We start from the raw sequence: 18030 nt of genomic DNA, 5'->3' as shown, positions 1-18030 counted from the left end.
CAATTCCAATTTTAGTATTCAGTACTTAATAAAATAAAATATGAAACAAATAAAATATATTCCATTCTTATTCTTGCTACTTCTGGGATTCTTTTCCTGCGATACATATGGAGATTATGAAATTGAATATTCTTCCATTCATCCCTTAGGTGGTAAATACAGAGTGATAGTAACAGATGAAGCGGGGACACAGGTGTATAAAAACTATTGTGAAATTTCCAATACAATAGATGGTTCCACTACTCAGTGCTGGTTGCGCATCGGAGGTTATGCTCTTAGTGGATCAAATGCTTATTCAATTAATGGAAAAATCAATTGTGATTTAGGTTCTCTTGCTTTTTCAGGAACTAATATTGAGAACTTAGCCGGGAATGTAGCCACCTCTACCACCACATTTACCCTTACAGGTGGAAAGGTCACGCTAAAAGGTGCAACTGCGCCGTCAGGTACTGTGGCGGATGCTATATCTTTCACTTTTACAAATTCACGGTTCCCAGGAAAGACTTATAAAGCAGAAGGCTATCGTTTCACTGGTTGGGCTGAAGACTAAAAATTGCTGATCAATAATAAATTGTAAAATCAAAAGCCCGGAGTTCTTATTGCCTCGGGCTTTATACTAAAAGGGGGGAATTATGTCCGTGTCATCCCTCAACTTCAAAAGAACGGGCATCATACAAACACTATAATGCAGTGATGTATCAATCTTGGAAGGGACTGATAGCTTACCTCAAGCCAGTCTCTTTCACCCCTTTTTATTATCTTTGTATAGAGTATTTATGTTCTACGCTTAGGATACCCTTGCATATAATCCGTTCTTCGAAAACTGGAGTCCTGACCATTCCCACCGATTCCATCAATCTGATGGAAGCCGTGTTTTCCGAGTCGGTTATTCCATAAACTTCATTTACTCTGGTTATCTTAAAAGAATAATCTATGAGCAGTCTCAATATCTCTTTTGCAAAGCCGCAGTTCTGATATTTGGGAGAAATGTTGCATCCGATTTCAGTACTATTGTCTTCTATCTTTAGAGCACAGTCACCAATAAGTTTTCCGGTATTCTTACTGATAATAGCCAGCCCAATCCATTCTCCTCTTTTTCTAAAGTCGGGATTACTGTTTCTATTTACAAAGTCCAGAGTGTGTTCTTTTGTGAATGGTTCCCAATATTAGTATTTGGCAACCTCCGTTAGTGAACGATAAGAGAAAATATCCTCAACGTCAGTTATGGCTATGGGTCTAAGTAAAACTCGTTTTGAGAGAATGAAATCTGGTATTTCTTTATTCATGTTTGAAACCTAAATCACTCAGGATGACTTTCTCATCTTCCAAAGCATTTATAACTGTATAGGCAAAGTATTCCCGTCGTAACGGGTATTCATTCCTCAACTTTTTGAAAGCATCAGGAGAAGCCTTTAAACGGCTAAAATCATTCAGCGGATTATAAGTATTCAGTATTGCTTCGTGAATCCGGTCGTCCATTCCAGAATACTGTTCCATGTCTATTACCGGATTGACAGGGGCAGGTTCTTTAACCAACGAAACAGGCTGTTTATTAAATCCGTAAAGGTCTGCAATCGATCCCAGCGACATACGCGTTGCATTTGCTTTGCCGTCGGCAGAATAACCTGCGATATGAGGAGTGGCGATATCCACCATATTGAGATATTCCAAATCGATCCGGGGTTCATTCTCCCAGCAGTCGATAATGGCACCCGATATCTTATTCTCCTTAATTGCGTCTTTAATAGCTCCGGTGTCTATTATCCCTCCACGTGCAGAGTTAATGATAACAGGCTTTTTCTTCAGTAAAGAGAAGAATTCTTCATCCGCCAGATGATACGTTTTATATTCACCTTCTTTTATCAGAGGAGTATGGAATGTAATTATATCCGCCTCATCCATTATCGTTTGCAGGCTGACAAAGCTATTATCTTTTTCCTGCGCTTGTCTTGGCGGATCGTTCAGAAGAATTTTCATTCCTAATATTTCACAGGCTTTTGCTACCTTCTTACCTACATTACCCACCCCGACAATGCCTATTGTTTTATCTCTTAAGTCAAAACCTTTTTTCCGGGCAATGGTAATAAGGGAAGACACCACATACTGCATTACTGAACCGGAATTACACCCAGGAGCATTTTTCCAGATAATACCATGCGCATCACAATATGCAGTATCTATATGGTCATAACCAATGGTAGCGGAACAAATTAGCTTTACATTACTTTCCTTCAATATGCTTTCGCCAAAATGGGTCACTGTACGAACAATCAATGTGTCCGCATTTTTTATCGTATCCTGTGTAAAAGCTGAACCATCGAGATAAGTTACATCTCCAAAATGCTCAGCTATTCCTTTCAGATAGGGTATATTTTTATCTGCTATTATTTTCATTAGTCAATTTATGAAACATATTTTCTATCGAGTCTATTTCCGCTATTTCGTGGTCTGCGATAAGCTGACCTTTATCCAACAGGATAAATCTTGAACAGATATCTTTTACCTCATGCAGGATATGTGTCGAAAACAGCACCACCTTATTTATAGATAAATCTATAAGCAGATCATTCAGACTTTCGCGTTGGTTAGGGTCCAGTCCACTGGTTGCCTCGTCCAGAATCAGGAATAAAGGGTCGTTAACCAAAGCCTGTGCAATTCCTACCCGTTGCCTGTTTCCTTTCGACAAGTCCTTTATCTTCTTCTTATACTCTTTTTGCAGGCCTGTTTGCTCCATCACTTCTGATATACGTTCTTTACCTGCATCGTATATTCCGGCGACATAACTAAGGTATTCCTTTACATACATATCTTCATATAAAGGGTTATCCTCGGAAAGATAGCCTGTTTGCCGCTTTATTTCCAGAGCATTCTCAAAAAGGTCTTTCCCTGAAAAACTTATATGCCCGCTATCCGGCCGGATAATTCCCGCCAGAATTTTCATCAGGGTAGACTTTCCTGCTCCGTTGACACCCAGCAGTCCGATAATCTCCCCTTTATTCATAGAGAAACTCACATCCGATAATGCGACCTGATTGCCATAGCTCTTCGATATATGTTCTATCTGTATCAAATACTTCTGTTTTAATAATTAAGGGTATAAAAATAACAAATCTCCCTGACATTAATCAGGGAGACTTGCCTTATTCGTATTCAAAATCGTTATGATCTTGCTTTCAGCTCCTTGTCAAGAGTATAGATACCGAATCCGTTATCCTTGATCATTTTCAGCGCATCGATATATCCCTGTGCTGTAGATTCTTCTTCTACCTGCTCGTTTACAAACCATTGCAGCATGCTTTCTGTAGCATAGTCCTTTTCTTCACGGGCTATAGTAACCAGATTGTTAATCATAGCGGTTACTTTTTGCTCATGTACCAGCGTGTCTTCAAAGGCTGCCAACGGAGATTGCCATGACTGAGCAACTTTTGCTATTGGTTTTAAATCCACTTTACCACCTCTTTCAATTACATAATTGAAAAGTTTCATTGCATGTTGCTGTTCTTCGTCAAACTGGTTTTTGAACCAATGAGCGAAACCGGGTTTACCATCTGCAGCAAAGTGAGCAGACATTGATAGATAAAGATATGCAGACCAGAATTCTGCATTGATTTGCGCATTTAATGCGGCTTCTAATTTTTTACTTAACATAATAATGATATTTTTGATGATAGTTATTGTTCTGAACAATTTAGATACAATATTACAAATATAATATTAACTCATCAAAAAATATAGATATTTGTTAACAGGATATTGATAATAACTATAAAGCCGGCTATCTCAAATACTATAATAAAATATATATAATTATATTTCTAAAAAATATCAAAAACAATCATTAATGTTTATCGTTTAATTAAGTGAAGAATAGTATTTAATGCAACATTATCTAATAGTGACCTACTTTGTTGCTGTAGATGCAAAAGTAATAAATAGGTCCGCGACCTTAAATGTATGTTTCAAAAGTTAAAAACTTATCGGCAAATACATTTATCTTTGTACGCATTTATACAAAACTGAACCGAGCCAATAGAATATAAATGAAGAAATACTGGCAAATACTGAAAAAATATTCGCTTAGTCTTATTATCAGCCCTTTTCTTGTACTGATAACGGTAATGAGCGAAACCATACAGCCTCTGTATATGGCTGACATAATTGACAATGGTGTAATGCCGAAGGATTTGTCGGTAATAACCGGTGTCGGCATCAAGATGGTTGCAGTGTCTCTGATAGGATTGATAGTCAGTATCATTAACGTATATGTATCGTCCCGCGCATCCATCGGATTTGGCACGGACCTGAGGTCGGGCCTTTTCAACAAAATACAGCAGCTTTCATTTACCGAAATAGACCGTTTCAATTCGGCGTCATTAATCACCCGGCTTACAAACGATATATCACGCATCCAGCAGGTAATACTGATGGGAATGCGGCTGATGCTGCGCTCCCCGCTGATGCTGGTTATGGCTATATTCTTTGTAATCAAGATCAATACCGATTTAGCCCTGATACTTATCGGAGCTGTGCCTGTTCTGGGAATCAGTGTATTCCTCATCCTTCGTAAAGGTTTTCCATTATTTATGAAGGTACAGCAAAAAGTCGATAACCTGAATGCCGTAGTAAGGGAGAACCTGATTAATATCCGGGTGGTGAAATCCTTTGTCAGAGAAGATTTTGAGAGTAAAAAGTTCACCCGTAGTAGCGAAGACCTGCGCGACATGGTTGTCAGGGCATCCAATATAGTTGTTACGATGTTTCCTGTCATGCAGCTGATAATGAACGTATCTACCATCGCCATCCTTTGGGCAGGCGGGGGAAAGGTTATATCCGGTGAACTGAAAGTAGGAGAACTGATCTCATTCGTGAATTATCTGGTGCAAATATTGATGGCTCTGATGCTGCTTTCGATGGTAATAATGGGAATTGCTCGAGCCTCGGCTTCATCGGAACGCATACTGGAGGTACTCGATACAGAGCCTTCATTGGCCGATACTAAAGAAGGCTTGCTGAATAAACACAAGATGGTTAAAGGAGAGGTCACATTCCGCAATGTCTATTTCCGTTATAGCGGAGGAGAGAACGATGTCCTTAAAGATATCAGCTTCCATGCCCGCCAGGGAGAAACCATAGCGGTGGTAGGAGCAACAGGCGCGGCAAAGAGTTCAATGCTCCAGCTTATTCCCCGACTGTATGATACTACAGGGGGCGAAGTTTTGATAGACGGGATAAACGTGAAAGATTATAGTTTGGATGAACTTCACTCGGAGATAGGCATGGTATTGCAAAAGAACGAATTGTTTACAGGTACTATTATAGATAATCTCCGTTGGGGAAAACCCGATGCTACGACAGAAGAGGTAGAGGAAGCAGCTAAAGCAGCACAAGCACATGACTTCATTATGTCCTTCACTGACGGATACAATACACTGCTAGGGAGGGGTGGCATAAACGTGTCAGGTGGGCAAAAACAACGGATTTGTATAGCCCGCGCCCTGTTACGCAAGCCTAAGATACTCATTCTCGACGATAGTACCAGTGCTGTGGACTCGGAAACCGAGCAAAAGATCCGCCACAACCTCGACAACCTGCTTCACGACACAACTGTGTTTATCATCACACAACGGATAAACACGATGCAGTCTGCCGACAGAGTTATTGTACTCGAAGACGGAGAGATAGATGCCATCGGCAAGCCATCTGAATTGATTGAAAATTCGGAAGTGTATAAGGAAATATATAACTCACAGCAAATAGCATTCTGAGACATGGCACACGGAGACCACTACAAGCATACAGGAAAACCAACGGAGGGAAGGAAAACATTCCTGCGGCTAATGTCATATCTTACCTGCGATAAGAAGCTGCTCTCGGTGATCGGCTTTCTTATTATTGTCAGCATAGTATCCAGTTTGCTGGGTTCATATATGCTTCGTCCTATTATCAACGACTATATTCTGCCGGGTGATTTCAACGGGCTTGTAAAAATACTTCTCGTATTGGCAGGTATTTATCTGGCCGGAGTCGTAGCTACTTATATCCAGTACATTCTTCTGAATAAAATAGGGCAGAATACAGTGACCCGCATGCGTACCGACCTGTTCAAAAAGATGGAACAGTTACCTATCAAATATTTCGACACCCATCAGCATGGCGACCTGATGAGCCGCTATACGAACGATATAGACCAGATAAGTACAGCGCTCACCGACAGCCTGTCCGATATGCTTTCCAGCGCGCTGATGCTGGTAGGCATCTTTGCACTGATGATATACATCAGCCCGATATTAACGCTGGTAACCCTGATTACCGTTCCGCTTATGTTTATTAGTGCTAAACTGATCGTAAAACGCAGCCGTAAGTATTTTAAGGCTCAGCAGGAAACACTGGGAGAGGTAAACGGATACATCGAAGAAATGATAAGCGGGCAAAAGGTCATCAAGGTATTCGGACACGAAAGGAAGGTAGAAGCCGACTTTGATGTAATCAATCAGAATCTGAAAGGAAAATCCGAGAAAGCACAGTTCTATTCAGGTATGATGATGCCCGTAATGCAGAACCTGAACACGTTGAACTATGTCATTATCACCATTGTGGGAGCATTGCTTGCTATATTCAGAGGTTTTGATGTCGGTGGACTTGCTGCTTTTCTGCAATATTCACGCCAGTTCGGGCGGCCGATAAACGAGCTTGCGAGCCTGTACAATAGCATCCAGGCTGCGATAGCAGGGGCTGAACGTATCTTTCAGGTGATAGATGAAGATCCTGAACAAGGTGATGCACTCGATGCCGTCAGCCTCCGTAATGTAAAGGGCGATCTGGAAATGAAAGACGTCTACTTCGGCTACAAACCTGAGAAACTCATTCTGAAAGGGGTATCCCTGCATGCTACTCCCGGAACTAAGATTGCACTGGTCGGTGAAACCGGAGCGGGCAAAACCACGATACTCAATATGCTGCCCCGCTTCTTTGATATCAAATCGGGGGAAATAACTATAGATGGTATTTCTACCCGGAATATCAGACGAGAAGATCTTCGCAGGTCAATGGCCATCGTTTTGCAGGATACTCATTTATTCACGGGGACTGTGCGCGAGAATATCCGCTTCGGACGACTCGACGCAACTGACGAAGAGGTAGTACAGGCCGCAAAGCTGACAGCCGCACATTCTTTTATCAAACGTTTGCCGCAAGGTTATGATACTATACTCGAAAATGATGGGGCAAACCTTAGTCAGGGGCAACGTCAGTTGCTCAATATCGCACGTGCGGCTGTAGCCGACCCTCCGATACTACTGCTCGACGAAGCTACAAGTAATATCGATACACGCAGCGAACTGCTTATACAGAAAGGACTCGACCAACTGATGGAAGGCCGTACCAGCCTGATTATAGCCCATCGCCTGTCTACAGTCATGAATGCGGATAGGATTCTGGTAATGGATCATGGACAAATCATAGAGCAAGGCAGCCATAAAGAATTGCTGGAGATGAAAGGCAAATATTATTCTTTATATCAGGAACAATTCGAAGAATTTTAAATTTTCTATAATTCATGCCTTCTTTTATAATATAGATAAAGTTTTCGGAAAAAGGTAAAACTTATTTTTGATTAGTTGTTATTTGGCTATTATGATCAAAACATTTAACTTACACAAGCATTATTTTTAGAAACCAATACAATATTTTCAAAACTATGGAAAATACACATTACAAGGGAGATCTGTACCCTGATGCACTTCACCTGTTCAAAAAGAAAAGGATTACTAATATGAATAAAATCCAGGAGTTTCTGAGTCAGGAATATCCTGATAATCTGGTCGCAATTGACGATGCCTTGGAAAGACTGAAAAGTTACCGGAAAAGTATGGGATTGCGTTATCTCATTATTGGAGCTGCACTTATCTTTATAGGGATAGCGGCGGCGCCCTTTATAGAGGAAGGAGGAATAATAGGTTCGGCTTTACGAGGTGCTTCGGTTGGCGGGGGGTTCGTGTTGCTAATACAAGGGTACATAAATAGGAATTGCTAGTCGTACACTCTACTGCTAAACCAACCTTCTATTAAACATTAAAAACTCCTGTGCAAGATTAAAACTTTCGGACTTTAGAGTTGTTAATAACTCTGAAGTTTATTTCTCCGTAAAATAGTATGAGGTTCTTAAGTCAGTTGAAAAGAGAAGAATAAACAATCTATAGACTGTAAGAAAAATTAACCGTAGATAGTACTTTTATATGGAATAATCTTGTACTTTTGGGGCAATTTTCAATATGAGAATGCATGAAAGAAAATCATAAAGTCCCGTTTAGCGCTCTCGGTGTAACGCTTGCTATCGGTATCGTATTCGGCGACATAGGTACATCCCCTTTGTATGTGATGAGGGCTATTCTGAATGCCCTGCCTGCCGGACAACTTACACGTCCCGACTATATTTTGGGTGCTGTGTCTTGTGTTATCTGGACGCTGACGATCCAGACCACTCTTAAATATGTTATCATTACCCTTCGCGCCGATAATAAAGGGGAAGGTGGAATACTCTCACTATATGCTCTCGTGCGTCAGAAATACCGTTGGGCATATGTTCTGGCAGGGCTGGGAGCAGCCACACTGCTTGCCGACGGTATCATTACTCCTGCAATGACCGTAATGTCGGCAGTGGAAGGGCTGAATACAATTGCCCCCCATATTCCTGTTATACCCGTCACTATAGCTATAGTTCTCATACTGTTTCTCGTCCAGCCATTTGGTACAGGTTCCCTGGGGAAATACTTTGGTCCGTTGATGATAGCATGGTTTACTATGATGGCAGTTATGGGTATGAGCCAGCTAGTCACTGATGTCACTGTATTGAGGGCGTTCAATCCGATGTATGCGATTAACTTTCTCATTGCTGTTCCACAAACAATGATTATACTGGGTGCAGTATTTCTTTGTACCACAGGAGCGGAAGCTCTTTATTCCGACTTAGGACATTGCGGTCTGAAGAATATCCGCGTATCATGGATATATGTGAAGATAGCACTTATTGTTAACTACCTGGGACAGGCAGCATGGATAATTAACAGTCACGGCAAAGTAACCCACGACATCAACCCGTTTTTTGCCATGATGCCCGAATGGTTTAGCCTTATCGGGGTGCTAATGGCTACACTTGCCGCCATTATAGCCAGTCAGGCACTTATCAGCGGTTCGTTCACAGTCATCAGTGAGGCTATATCCCTTAATATCTGGCCAAATGTAAAAATTCAATATCCGACTAATATAAAAGGACAACTCTATATCCCTTCCATCAACCATATGATGATGGTCCTATGTATCATTATCATTCTTACCATGCAGTCCTCTATGAAACTGGAAGCAGCTTACGGGCTTGCTATTACCCTGAGCATGCTGATGACAAGTGTGCTGTTGTTCCTTTATTTTATGAAGAATAACAGGCCCTTATGGTTTAGTATTCCGTTGACTTTATTCTTTGTGGTTATTGAATTCAGTTTCTTCCTTGCCAATATGCAGAAGTTTGCCCACGGAGGTTTTGTACCTATCGTTATAGCTAGTATACTACTGCTATTCATGTACTCATGGTATAACGGACGGAGGATAAAACGCCATTATACTGTCTACGATCAGGTAGACGAGCAATATATCAATCAGATTATCCGTATCAGTAAGGATGAAACCGTACCTAAAGCGGCAACTCATCTGGTGTATATAGTAAAAGCCAACAACAAGAACTTCCTTGAAAGTAAAATAGCATACTCTTTATTTAAAGGGACTCCTAAGCGCGCCGACACTTATTGGTTTGTCCGTATCAAAAGGACGGATGAACCATACGAATTCAGCTATGAAACGACGGTGTATGTGCCGAAAAAGGTATTCCGTATCAATATCAGAGCAGGATTTAAGCTGGGTATCCATACCGATAAGTATGTAACACTAATCGCAAATGAACTGGAGCGTCACGGACTTGTCGACCTCACCACGCGCTATCCTTCTATGCAGGAAGGAAATGATAAGAGAGGCGATTTCAAGTATATGGTAGTGGACCGTATATTTCGCAATGTACACATGAATCCATCGCGTCAGATCGTACTCGCCTGCTATAATCTGGTAAAGAAACTCACCACTTCCGATACTCAGATGTATGATATAGACCCGTCACTGGCCGTAGTGGAAACAGTTCCGCTAAGGCAGATCGATCATACCGAGGAGCAGCTAAAAGAGTTGTTGAAGCAATCAGCGGATGAATCAGAGTCGTAAACCGTCCAGCAGTTTTACATATAGTTCTATGCTTTCCCGTATCTCGCTAAGCAGGATATATTCGTTTGCTGTGTGTGAACGGGCCGAATCTCCCGGCCCCATCTTCAATGTAGGAAACGGCATAAATGTTTGGTCTGATAGGGTAGGTGAACCATAAGGTTCTTTACCTATCATTATAGCACGCTGGACAAAAGGATTTTCCAGAGCTATACGGGATGAATTGAGACGGAACGAACGAGGTTTCACTTCGCATCCGGTGTGCCTGTCTATCAGGTTGAACAGTTCTTCGTTACTATATAATTCATTGCTGCGGACATCTACGACAAAATCACACTTGTCGGGAACTACGTTGTGTTGTGTTCCGGCATTGATCATCGATACTGTCATTTTTACAGGACCCAGCAGATCACTGACCTCGGGAAATTGGTATGTTCTAAACCACTCTACATCTTTCAACGCTTTGTATATCGCATTTTCTCCTTCGTTACGGGCAGCATGACCTGCTTTTCCGTATGCAGTGCAATCAAGCACCAGAAGTCCTTTTTCGGCAATGGCCGGATTCATTTGCGTAGGTTCTCCCACAATACCGAATTCTATTTTGGGAAGGAGAGGGACAACGGCCTCTGCTCCATCTTTTCCCGAAACCTCTTCTTCACACGAGGCCAGGAATATAAGGTTATAATCCTGTTTCTTTGCTGTCAGGATAAAGAAAGTATGAAGTAGAGAGACCAAGCTAGCTCCGGCATCGTTACTCCCCAATCCAAACAATGTGCCATCATCCACCTCAGGTGTAAAAGGGTCTTTAGTCCATCCCGATACAGGGCGTACGGTATCCATGTGAGAATTGAGGAGGATGGTAGGCCTGGTTTCATCAAAGTCTTTCGACTGTATCCAAAGATTATTCCCTTTTCGTTGCGGTTCGTAACCAGCCTTATGCATGCATGTTGCTATGATCTCTGCCACATTATGCTCTTCTCTGCTGAAAGAAGGTGTTTTTATCATATCTTTCAGCAGGTCTACAGCATTGTAGTATAGCGCGTCGATATCGTATTCCATAAATGGTTTTATTTCTTGATTTTTATTATTCCGTTTCTGTACAAATTCAATGCATCATTCAATATAAGTTTAATGGTTTCGATTGGCAGATCTTCATTCGGATCGATTCTCAATATCTTCATCCGTGAACGGCTACCCTGCTCCAATTCAGGATGGTTGAGGAGCTTGCCTTCAACCATCAGGATATATGGCTCACCGGTCTTCTTATCTGTCCATAAATAACAAAACATTTTTTTCTTGTAACAAAAACAGGGCATCTCGTATTTTACAGTCTCCGAAACATCTTTGTCCATATTCAGGATAATGCTACGCAAGGCTAATAAGCTGCTTTTCGGAGGTTCTTCCTTATTCAGGTAATAATTTGAAAGTATATCTATCATGCCATTTTCTATTCGAATAGTTCGGGGTACAGTTGCTTGGATATACAATGTACCTGATGACTGATATCATCATCTATAAATCTACTCCAATTAAGTGACTCAAAAATTTCCTCCAATGCCATGCAAACCTGAAAATCATCTTCCGACACCTTGTATGCTAATCCTGCTTTTGTTCCCGATACCGACAATTCGAAGCTGTTGGGCAATACCCATACATGCACCTTATTATCTAAAATAGAAACATGCTGAGGTTGTTCCAGATCGGGAAAATGATTGATCGTGATTCTCAGTTTGTCCAGATCGTCGAAAGAATAAGAGACTGTAGGGTCGAAAGGGATACAACCTTCTTCAATCTTATTAAGTGTTACCCCCAATTCCGCAAGCTTTACCTCAAGGTCTTTTCTATCGGCATATTTGAAATAGGCGCAAAAAGAATCACCTTCGCAGTTATGCCCTCCTCTCGAACGCATGTAGTGGAAGTATTGCAGCCGGTTGCCCCACCGCTTGATTTCTTCACGTGTATTATTCTGAAAAATACGGTCTTCCGGTATCTTGTCTAAATTCACAGCCTGTTTATTTAAATTTTAAAAACAAAACTATTCACCTCTCACTATCAACTCCCCTATTTTCAGATCCAGCGGAGTTGTAATCTTTATATTCGTCACTTCACCTTTTACCAGATGTACATCTATACCCATGGCCTCTACTACTGATGCGTCGTCGGTAAATGTATCTTTGAATTCTGTTTCATACGCTTTTTTCAATATATCCGTATGGAAAACCTGCGGGGTCTGTACCAACCGGATTTTAGAGCGGTCTATTATCCTGCTCTTTGTGCCATCGGTCATCTCCCGAAGGCTATCTGTAGAGTCTATCACCGGTATAACGGCATGATATCTTTCAGCAGCATCGAAGCATCGCTCAATCATTTCTTTTGAGGCAAAGGGTCTCACTCCATCCTGTATGGCCACTATTCCTCCATTAATCAATCCTAATCCGTTTTTTACCGAATGAAAGCGGGTTTCTCCACCCATCGCGATTGTATGAGGTATCCCGAAGTGATAATTGGCACATAGTTCTTTCCAATATACCTGATGAGAGTATGGTAGCACAAGGATAATATCAATATTGCTATCGTAAGAGTGAAAAGCCTCGATAGTACGCATCAAAACAGGTTTACCCGAAACCGGGATAAACTGTTTGGGCAGATCGCTTCCCATACGCAGGCCTTTACCGCCCGCAACGATAATGACACTTCTATTGCTCATTCTATTTTATCGAGTATTTTTTGTATTTCAATGTTGGTCTTTTGCAATTTATCTTTGCAAAACTTGATAAGTGTAGCTGCTTTTCTCACCTCCTCGAGAAGCACATCCACATCAAGCTCTTCATTTTCGATGCGGTACATAATATCTTGTAGTTCCTGCATCGCTTCTCCGTATGTTTGTTCTTTCTTTGCCATATCCTTTTATTTATTTTACTCTATACCAATGCTCTGATCAGCATAAATATCAAGGCTGCCGCAGCAAGCCCCAGAAATCCTAGCTTTGCATAATCGAGAATATTATAACTCCTCCTCAAAGCAATATTTACTTCACCGTTTTTATCTATAAAATAAGCATTACGTCCTTTTGGCATTACCAGAGCCAGCCCTTCGGAATAGCTGTAAACCGTTTCGAAAGCAAAAGGTATGACTGCTTTATTCTCCCTATTTATAAATCCCCAGACATTTCCCATACGTGCAGCCGCGCGCCCTTCCGAGAAATTACGCAGGTCGTCATATGCAAAAGGAACAATTTCACGTCCTTGTTTATCTATACAGCCGTATTTCCCATTTTTTCCTACAGCAAGGAGTTCTTCGGAAAATTCGATTGCCATATCATCATAGATGAAAGGGATAACTTCGTTACCTGAACTGTCCAATACTCCCCATTTATTCTCTTTCGAAATGCAGATAAGATCTTCTTTAAACAGGCCGCTGCCTTTACAATCATATATAAAAGGGATAACCTCATTGCCTGATCGGTCGATATATCCACCATGCCCGTCTTTACAGGCATAGGCAAGGCCATTGTTGAAATCCATCACTTCTTCATAAACGCCAAAAGGGATAACTTCATTACCCTGCTTGTCTATGACCCCCGCTTTGCCTTCCTTAAATACACCACAAAGGCCTTCCGAAAACCAGTTTACGCCATCGTACAAATATGGGATGACCTGCTTTCCCTGCTTATCTATAAAGCCCCATTTGCCATCTTTGGAAACTCCTGCCAAACCGTCGGCAAAGGCATCGGCATTTTCATATTCGATAGGAATAACTACATTTCCCATTTTATCTATAAAGCCGCTTTTTTTGCTCTTCTGTACCATTGCCAGACCGTCAAAGTAACTATACGCCATTTCATATATGCACGGGACGGCAAGTTCTCCGTATTTGTTTATGAATCCTGTACCCGATTTGCGTATTATATGTGCCATTCCGTCCATAAAACTGAAAGCATATGAATAAGAAATCGGTTTTTTATCTGTGTTCATAGTGTTATTTTAAGAGAGTATAACCTCATTTTATAATAGACTCTACTTTTCCATCCGGGAAAAAAGTGGTGATTTCATCACCCTTTCTTAGCATCCCGCTTTGTTTTACTACTTTTCCGTCTTTTATAGTCAGGGTGTAACCCTTTTTTAATATATTTTCGGGTGAGGATAAATGTAACTGTTTATCCAACGTTTCCAACCTATTTGTTTCTTCTTTGTATTGCTGTTGTATACTTCTTTTCAAACTATCCTCCAGCAGGGAAAATTTGCTTTGGTTATCTTTCAATAACTGTAAAGATTTCCTCTTCAAATTGTCTTCGAGGAATGCAAACTTATTCTGATTTTCGCGCTGTATCCGTATCATTCCTTTTGCCAATACGTTTCTCGCAGATGAAAGGACGGTAAGCTGTTCTTTGTACCAGCCTTTCAGGGCAAATGAATTTTTAGTTTCGAATACGCTCAGGCGCACGGTTTCATCCTGTAGCCGTTGCGAAACCAAAGATACTATATCCTGAGATATTTCAGTCAACTCTGTTGCTGTTTCTGTGAGGTTATCAACGAGAAATTCAGCCACAGCCGTGGGTGTTTTTGCCCGGGTGTGCGCTACAATATCCAGCACGGTTTCGTCCCGTTCGTGTCCTATCCCCGTGATAATAGGCAGTGGAAATTGAGCGCAACTGGCAGCTAAGAGATAAGAATCGAAACTGCTAAGATCGGATGTGGCTCCCCCTCCCCTTATAATGACGACTGCATCGAAGCAATCCTGATATTCATATATATGCTCCAGAGCTGAAATAATAGAATCTTCAGACCTGTCACCTTGCATGATGGCCGGAAAAAGTTTTGTATAGAATACAAATCCGAAAGCATTCTTATGCAGCTGATCGAGAAAATCTTCATAACCCGCTGCTGTAGGAGAAGAAATAATGGCGATGCGATTCAATGGAACAGGCAATTCCAGTTCTTTGTTAAGATAAAGGACTCCGTCTTCTTCGAGCTGCTTGAGAATGGCAGCCCGGTTCAAGGCCTGGTCTCCTAACGTATAGCTGGGGTCGATATCGTGAACCGTGAGACTGAAACCATATAACTCATGAAATTCTATACTCACCTGCACCAATACTTTGAGGCCCGAAGAAAAAGTCTGTTTAGTAGAATTTTCGAAATAAGCCCTTAACAGATGGAAGGTATTTGCCCATATCATGCCCCGGGCTTTGGCCACAAGCGTTTTGCCTGCACGGTCTTTTTCTATAAATTCCAAATAGCAATGGCCGTTCTGATTGACCCGTACGTCGCTCATCTCCGCCCTGATCCAGACCATTTCGGGGAGAGTGTCGTTAAGCACTCCTTTTATAAGGTTGTTCAGTTCATACAGAGAGATAGCCTGATTGTTCATTTCTTTTTCTTTGAAGCTTCTTTAACCTGACTTGCTGCTTTTTCTTTCTTTTCCACTAAAGATTGGGCCAGAGACATTGCCTTTTCCATGTCGGGCAAACCGTACCCGTAGTCCTGGTCGGGAGTTTCGAAATTATTGGACGATTGGCGTACAATATTTACTATTTCCCGGTTAGTCAATGTCGGAAATGCCTGCCACAGGCATGCGACCATCCCGCACATGATAGGAGATGAAAATGAAGTCCCGGCCTTGAAACTTACATGTCCCTTGTCATCGATAGTTGCCGCTCCTAGTCCTAATGCCATCACATCAGGCTTTATCCGCAGGTCGGCGGTCAGACCACGCGAACTGAAACCGACAATGCTTGAATCCTGTTGTATAGCACCCACAGTCAGTACATTCACTGCATCAGACGGAGGGGTTATCTTTTTCCATTCCGAATCGCCGGAGTTGCCTGCACTGATTACTACCAGCATCCCTTTCTGAGACGCCTTGTCTGCCGCCCGTGAAATAAGAGCCGTTTTACCGTCTAGATCTTTATGGGTATAGCTTTTTGCAGGCTTATCAAAGTTGTTATATCCTAACGATGTATTTACCACATCTACTCCCACGCTATCGGCATATTCTATTGCTGTAGCCCAATAGTCTTCCTCTATTGGAAATTCACTGCGGGAATCTTCCGAGCCAAACAACCAAAAGCTGGCTTCGGGCGCAGTGCCTACAAACTGCATCGGCTTGTTTGTGCCTATACAGGATAATACGTTCAATCCATGCTGATTAGCATTGTTGAACAGGTCTTCGTTTTCATACACAAAGCCTTTGTATCCTTTTATATCCAGATTGTTGAGCATTTCTATCTGAGGTAAGTGATTAAACCCGGCGTCGATAACTGCTATAGTCATGCCTTTGCCTTTGAATCCGGCATGATGCAAACTCTGCCCGTTGTTCAGCTCGATATTTGTACCCGATTTTGAATAGTAGTTGCCAAATGCTACTGTTTCTGTGGACGGATAGTTCACAATACTGTCCGTTTTTGTTTCACTCTTCGGCTTTCCTTTCCAGACAAAGAGAGCATCGGATACGAAGGGGAGTTCTTTATATTTATCTACCAGCATACTGTCGCTGCAATGGACGGCTACCGTTTTCATCCACTTACTTTTAGCGACGATAACTCCTCCCACATTTTCTATAGCTTTGAGATATTCCGATGAAATTGGAAGGTCGGAAGTGTCTATCGCAAACCCTTGTCTATGACGGCGTTCGATCGCTTTGGAAGAAAGAAATTCTTCGGGCTTATCTATTGTGTAGGGTGTCTGTCCTTTATCTTTGAGTGTCAGTCGGAATTTGTAGTTGTAATCCTGAGCAAGCAGGGCCGAAACCGAGATGAGCAGGGCGCAAAGTAATGTTACCTTTTTCATATTGTTATTTGTTTTATACAAAAGTAAAGATAATAGTTGTTAGTCGTTTATTTTAGTTGCAATTATTAGAGTTTACAATAATATCAATTATTCATGCGAATCAGTAGTTGAGATTTAATGTTGGATTTTTTATGCTCCACTTCGTTCCGCTTAAATGTTCATTTTGGCATTGCCCAAAACGAACCAAAAGGCTAGCGCTCCGCTCCTCGGCGACCCAAAACCGTTTTGACGGCTGAATCAAACACACGGGCTATCGCCCCGTTTGATTCTACGCCGCCTGCAACGGATTGGGTACCCCGCCTGCGTCGCTAATGCGCAGGGGCTGACGCACGCGGAGCTAAAGCATGAAGAGCCTCTGTCCTGTCGCCGCATCGCGGTAACGGCCTCGTCCCACAGGCGGGGCACCCAATCCGTAAAGCGGAGGTGTAGGGCAAAATAGGGTAGCTGCTATACACGGCTGATAATCCGGTAAAAGATGATTCCGTATTATTTTGCCCCACCGCAGCTGCGGTTTTGGGTCGCCGGGGGATGCAGCCTTGATTTTTTGTTTCGTTTTGCATCAAGGCAAAATGAAAAACAAGCCGGACGGCGCGTTAGAGAAATCCAACATTTAATTCAACAATAAATTCAAATAGCCGATTGATACAAACAATATGGAGTAAGGCAAAAGTATACAATGCCTTACTCCATATTGTTTTTCAAGTGCTGTTATTTATGAGATCGACCCAAATAATAAGATAACAGCAGCGACCCTGCCTGCAAGGCAACTAATACCCAAAAGGCATTCTGCCTTCTGTTTTTTCGTTTCAAAGCTTTTAGTTCTTTCGTTTCTTTATCATTCAGTTCAAAATCTTCCATAATCCTCAAGTTTTTATAAATCAGATGTTAATTTAAATGGTTTATTTTATAGAAACAATCGAAATGCTGATTTTGATTAAAAATCGCGTATATTTTTCTTTAATTAAAGATTTAAAGGTATACGTAACAGTAA

At 41.6% G+C, this 18030-nt stretch carries 17 protein-coding genes and 1 pseudogene; 5 read left to right on the top strand and 13 right to left on the bottom strand.

The genetic code is table 11. The annotated features are described in order from the left end of the window. The first annotated feature begins 40 nt into the window (after positions 1-40). On the top strand, positions 41-550 hold the full coding sequence (locus tag HMPREF9455_RS13135; RefSeq protein WP_006800197.1) for a lipid-binding protein: 510 nt from the start codon (positions 41-43) through the stop codon (positions 548-550). 205 nt (positions 551-755) lie between these two features. Here HMPREF9455_RS13135 and HMPREF9455_RS21085 read toward each other — a convergent pair. The 4 genes and pseudogenes from HMPREF9455_RS21085 to HMPREF9455_RS13120 form a co-directional block, all read right to left on the bottom strand. Beyond that, a pseudogene (locus tag HMPREF9455_RS21085) lies at positions 756-1145 on the bottom strand (GNAT family N-acetyltransferase); the annotation flags it as partial. A 133-nt stretch (positions 1146-1278) separates the two neighbouring features. Then, positions 1279-2394 carry a 4-phosphoerythronate dehydrogenase PdxB gene (gene pdxB, locus HMPREF9455_RS13130; RefSeq protein WP_006800196.1) on the bottom strand — a complete coding sequence of 372 codons (1116 nt, stop codon included), beginning with the start codon at positions 2392-2394 and terminating at the stop codon, positions 1279-1281. After that, the gene (locus HMPREF9455_RS13125; protein ID WP_006800195.1) at positions 2375-3070 is read right to left on the bottom strand and encodes an ABC transporter ATP-binding protein; all 696 of its coding nucleotides are present in this window, start codon (positions 3068-3070) and stop codon (positions 2375-2377) included. The genes pdxB and HMPREF9455_RS13125 overlap by 20 nt, the downstream gene beginning before the upstream one ends. A gap of 89 nt (positions 3071-3159) precedes the next feature. Then, on the bottom strand, positions 3160-3648 hold the full coding sequence (locus HMPREF9455_RS13120) for a ferritin (protein WP_006800194.1): 489 nt from the start codon (positions 3646-3648) through the stop codon (positions 3160-3162). Between the two features lie 392 nt (positions 3649-4040). On the opposite strand from HMPREF9455_RS13120, the gene HMPREF9455_RS13115 reads away from it, so the two are divergent. From HMPREF9455_RS13115 to HMPREF9455_RS13100, 4 genes are all read left to right on the top strand, one after another. After that, the gene (locus HMPREF9455_RS13115) at positions 4041-5765 is read left to right on the top strand and encodes an ABC transporter ATP-binding protein (protein ID WP_006800193.1); all 1725 of its coding nucleotides are present in this window, start codon (positions 4041-4043) and stop codon (positions 5763-5765) included. Positions 5766-5768: 3 nt separating this feature from the next. Further along, positions 5769-7541 carry an ABC transporter ATP-binding protein gene (locus HMPREF9455_RS13110; protein ID WP_006800192.1) on the top strand — a complete coding sequence of 591 codons (1773 nt, stop codon included), beginning with the start codon at positions 5769-5771 and terminating at the stop codon, positions 7539-7541. Positions 7542-7696: 155 nt separating this feature from the next. Further along, positions 7697-8032: a hypothetical protein gene (locus tag HMPREF9455_RS13105; protein WP_006800191.1), complete on the top strand. Its 336-nt coding sequence runs from the start codon at positions 7697-7699 to the stop codon at positions 8030-8032. Between the two features lie 248 nt (positions 8033-8280). After that, entirely contained in the window at positions 8281-10257 is a 1977-nt protein-coding gene (locus HMPREF9455_RS13100; RefSeq protein WP_006800190.1) for a KUP/HAK/KT family potassium transporter, read from the top strand. Here the strand turns inward: HMPREF9455_RS13100 and HMPREF9455_RS13095 are convergent. The 9 genes from HMPREF9455_RS13095 to HMPREF9455_RS21540 form a co-directional block, all read right to left on the bottom strand. After that, a complete protein-coding gene (locus HMPREF9455_RS13095; protein ID WP_006800189.1) occupies positions 10246-11313 on the bottom strand; it encodes a M20 family metallo-hydrolase in 1068 nt (355 codons plus the stop codon). The genes HMPREF9455_RS13100 and HMPREF9455_RS13095 overlap by 12 nt on opposite strands. Positions 11314-11321: 8 nt before the next feature. Then, a complete protein-coding gene (locus tag HMPREF9455_RS13090; protein WP_006800188.1) occupies positions 11322-11693 on the bottom strand; it encodes a DUF1801 domain-containing protein in 372 nt (123 codons plus the stop codon). A gap of 8 nt (positions 11694-11701) precedes the next feature. Beyond that, positions 11702-12259 (bottom strand): hypothetical protein, encoded by a 558-nt coding sequence (locus HMPREF9455_RS13085; protein WP_006800187.1) that lies wholly within the window; start codon positions 12257-12259, stop codon positions 11702-11704. A 30-nt stretch (positions 12260-12289) separates the two neighbouring features. Next, the gene (locus HMPREF9455_RS13080; RefSeq protein WP_006800186.1) at positions 12290-12961 is read right to left on the bottom strand and encodes a 2-C-methyl-D-erythritol 4-phosphate cytidylyltransferase; all 672 of its coding nucleotides are present in this window, start codon (positions 12959-12961) and stop codon (positions 12290-12292) included. After that, positions 12958-13155 carry an exodeoxyribonuclease VII small subunit gene (gene xseB, locus HMPREF9455_RS13075; RefSeq protein ID WP_006800185.1) on the bottom strand — a complete coding sequence of 66 codons (198 nt, stop codon included), beginning with the start codon at positions 13153-13155 and terminating at the stop codon, positions 12958-12960. Before xseB ends, HMPREF9455_RS13080 begins: the two co-directional genes overlap by 4 nt. A gap of 20 nt (positions 13156-13175) precedes the next feature. Beyond that, the gene (locus HMPREF9455_RS13070) at positions 13176-14228 is read right to left on the bottom strand and encodes a WG repeat-containing protein (protein ID WP_006800184.1); all 1053 of its coding nucleotides are present in this window, start codon (positions 14226-14228) and stop codon (positions 13176-13178) included. 25 nt (positions 14229-14253) lie between these two features. Next, the gene (gene xseA / locus HMPREF9455_RS13065; protein WP_006800183.1) at positions 14254-15621 is read right to left on the bottom strand and encodes an exodeoxyribonuclease VII large subunit; all 1368 of its coding nucleotides are present in this window, start codon (positions 15619-15621) and stop codon (positions 14254-14256) included. After that, positions 15618-17039: a S8 family peptidase gene (locus HMPREF9455_RS13060; RefSeq protein ID WP_006800182.1), complete on the bottom strand. Its 1422-nt coding sequence runs from the start codon at positions 17037-17039 to the stop codon at positions 15618-15620. Before HMPREF9455_RS13060 ends, xseA begins: the two co-directional genes overlap by 4 nt. Positions 17040-17747: 708 nt before the next feature. After that, positions 17748-17897 carry a hypothetical protein gene (locus HMPREF9455_RS21540; protein ID WP_006800180.1) on the bottom strand — a complete coding sequence of 50 codons (150 nt, stop codon included), beginning with the start codon at positions 17895-17897 and terminating at the stop codon, positions 17748-17750. Between the last annotated feature and the right edge of the window lie 133 nt (positions 17898-18030).

The organism is Dysgonomonas gadei ATCC BAA-286, assembly GCF_000213555.1.
GTDB classification, from domain to species: domain Bacteria; phylum Bacteroidota; class Bacteroidia; order Bacteroidales; family Dysgonomonadaceae; genus Dysgonomonas; species Dysgonomonas gadei.
This window is presented reverse-complemented; position numbering and strand designations above follow the sequence as displayed.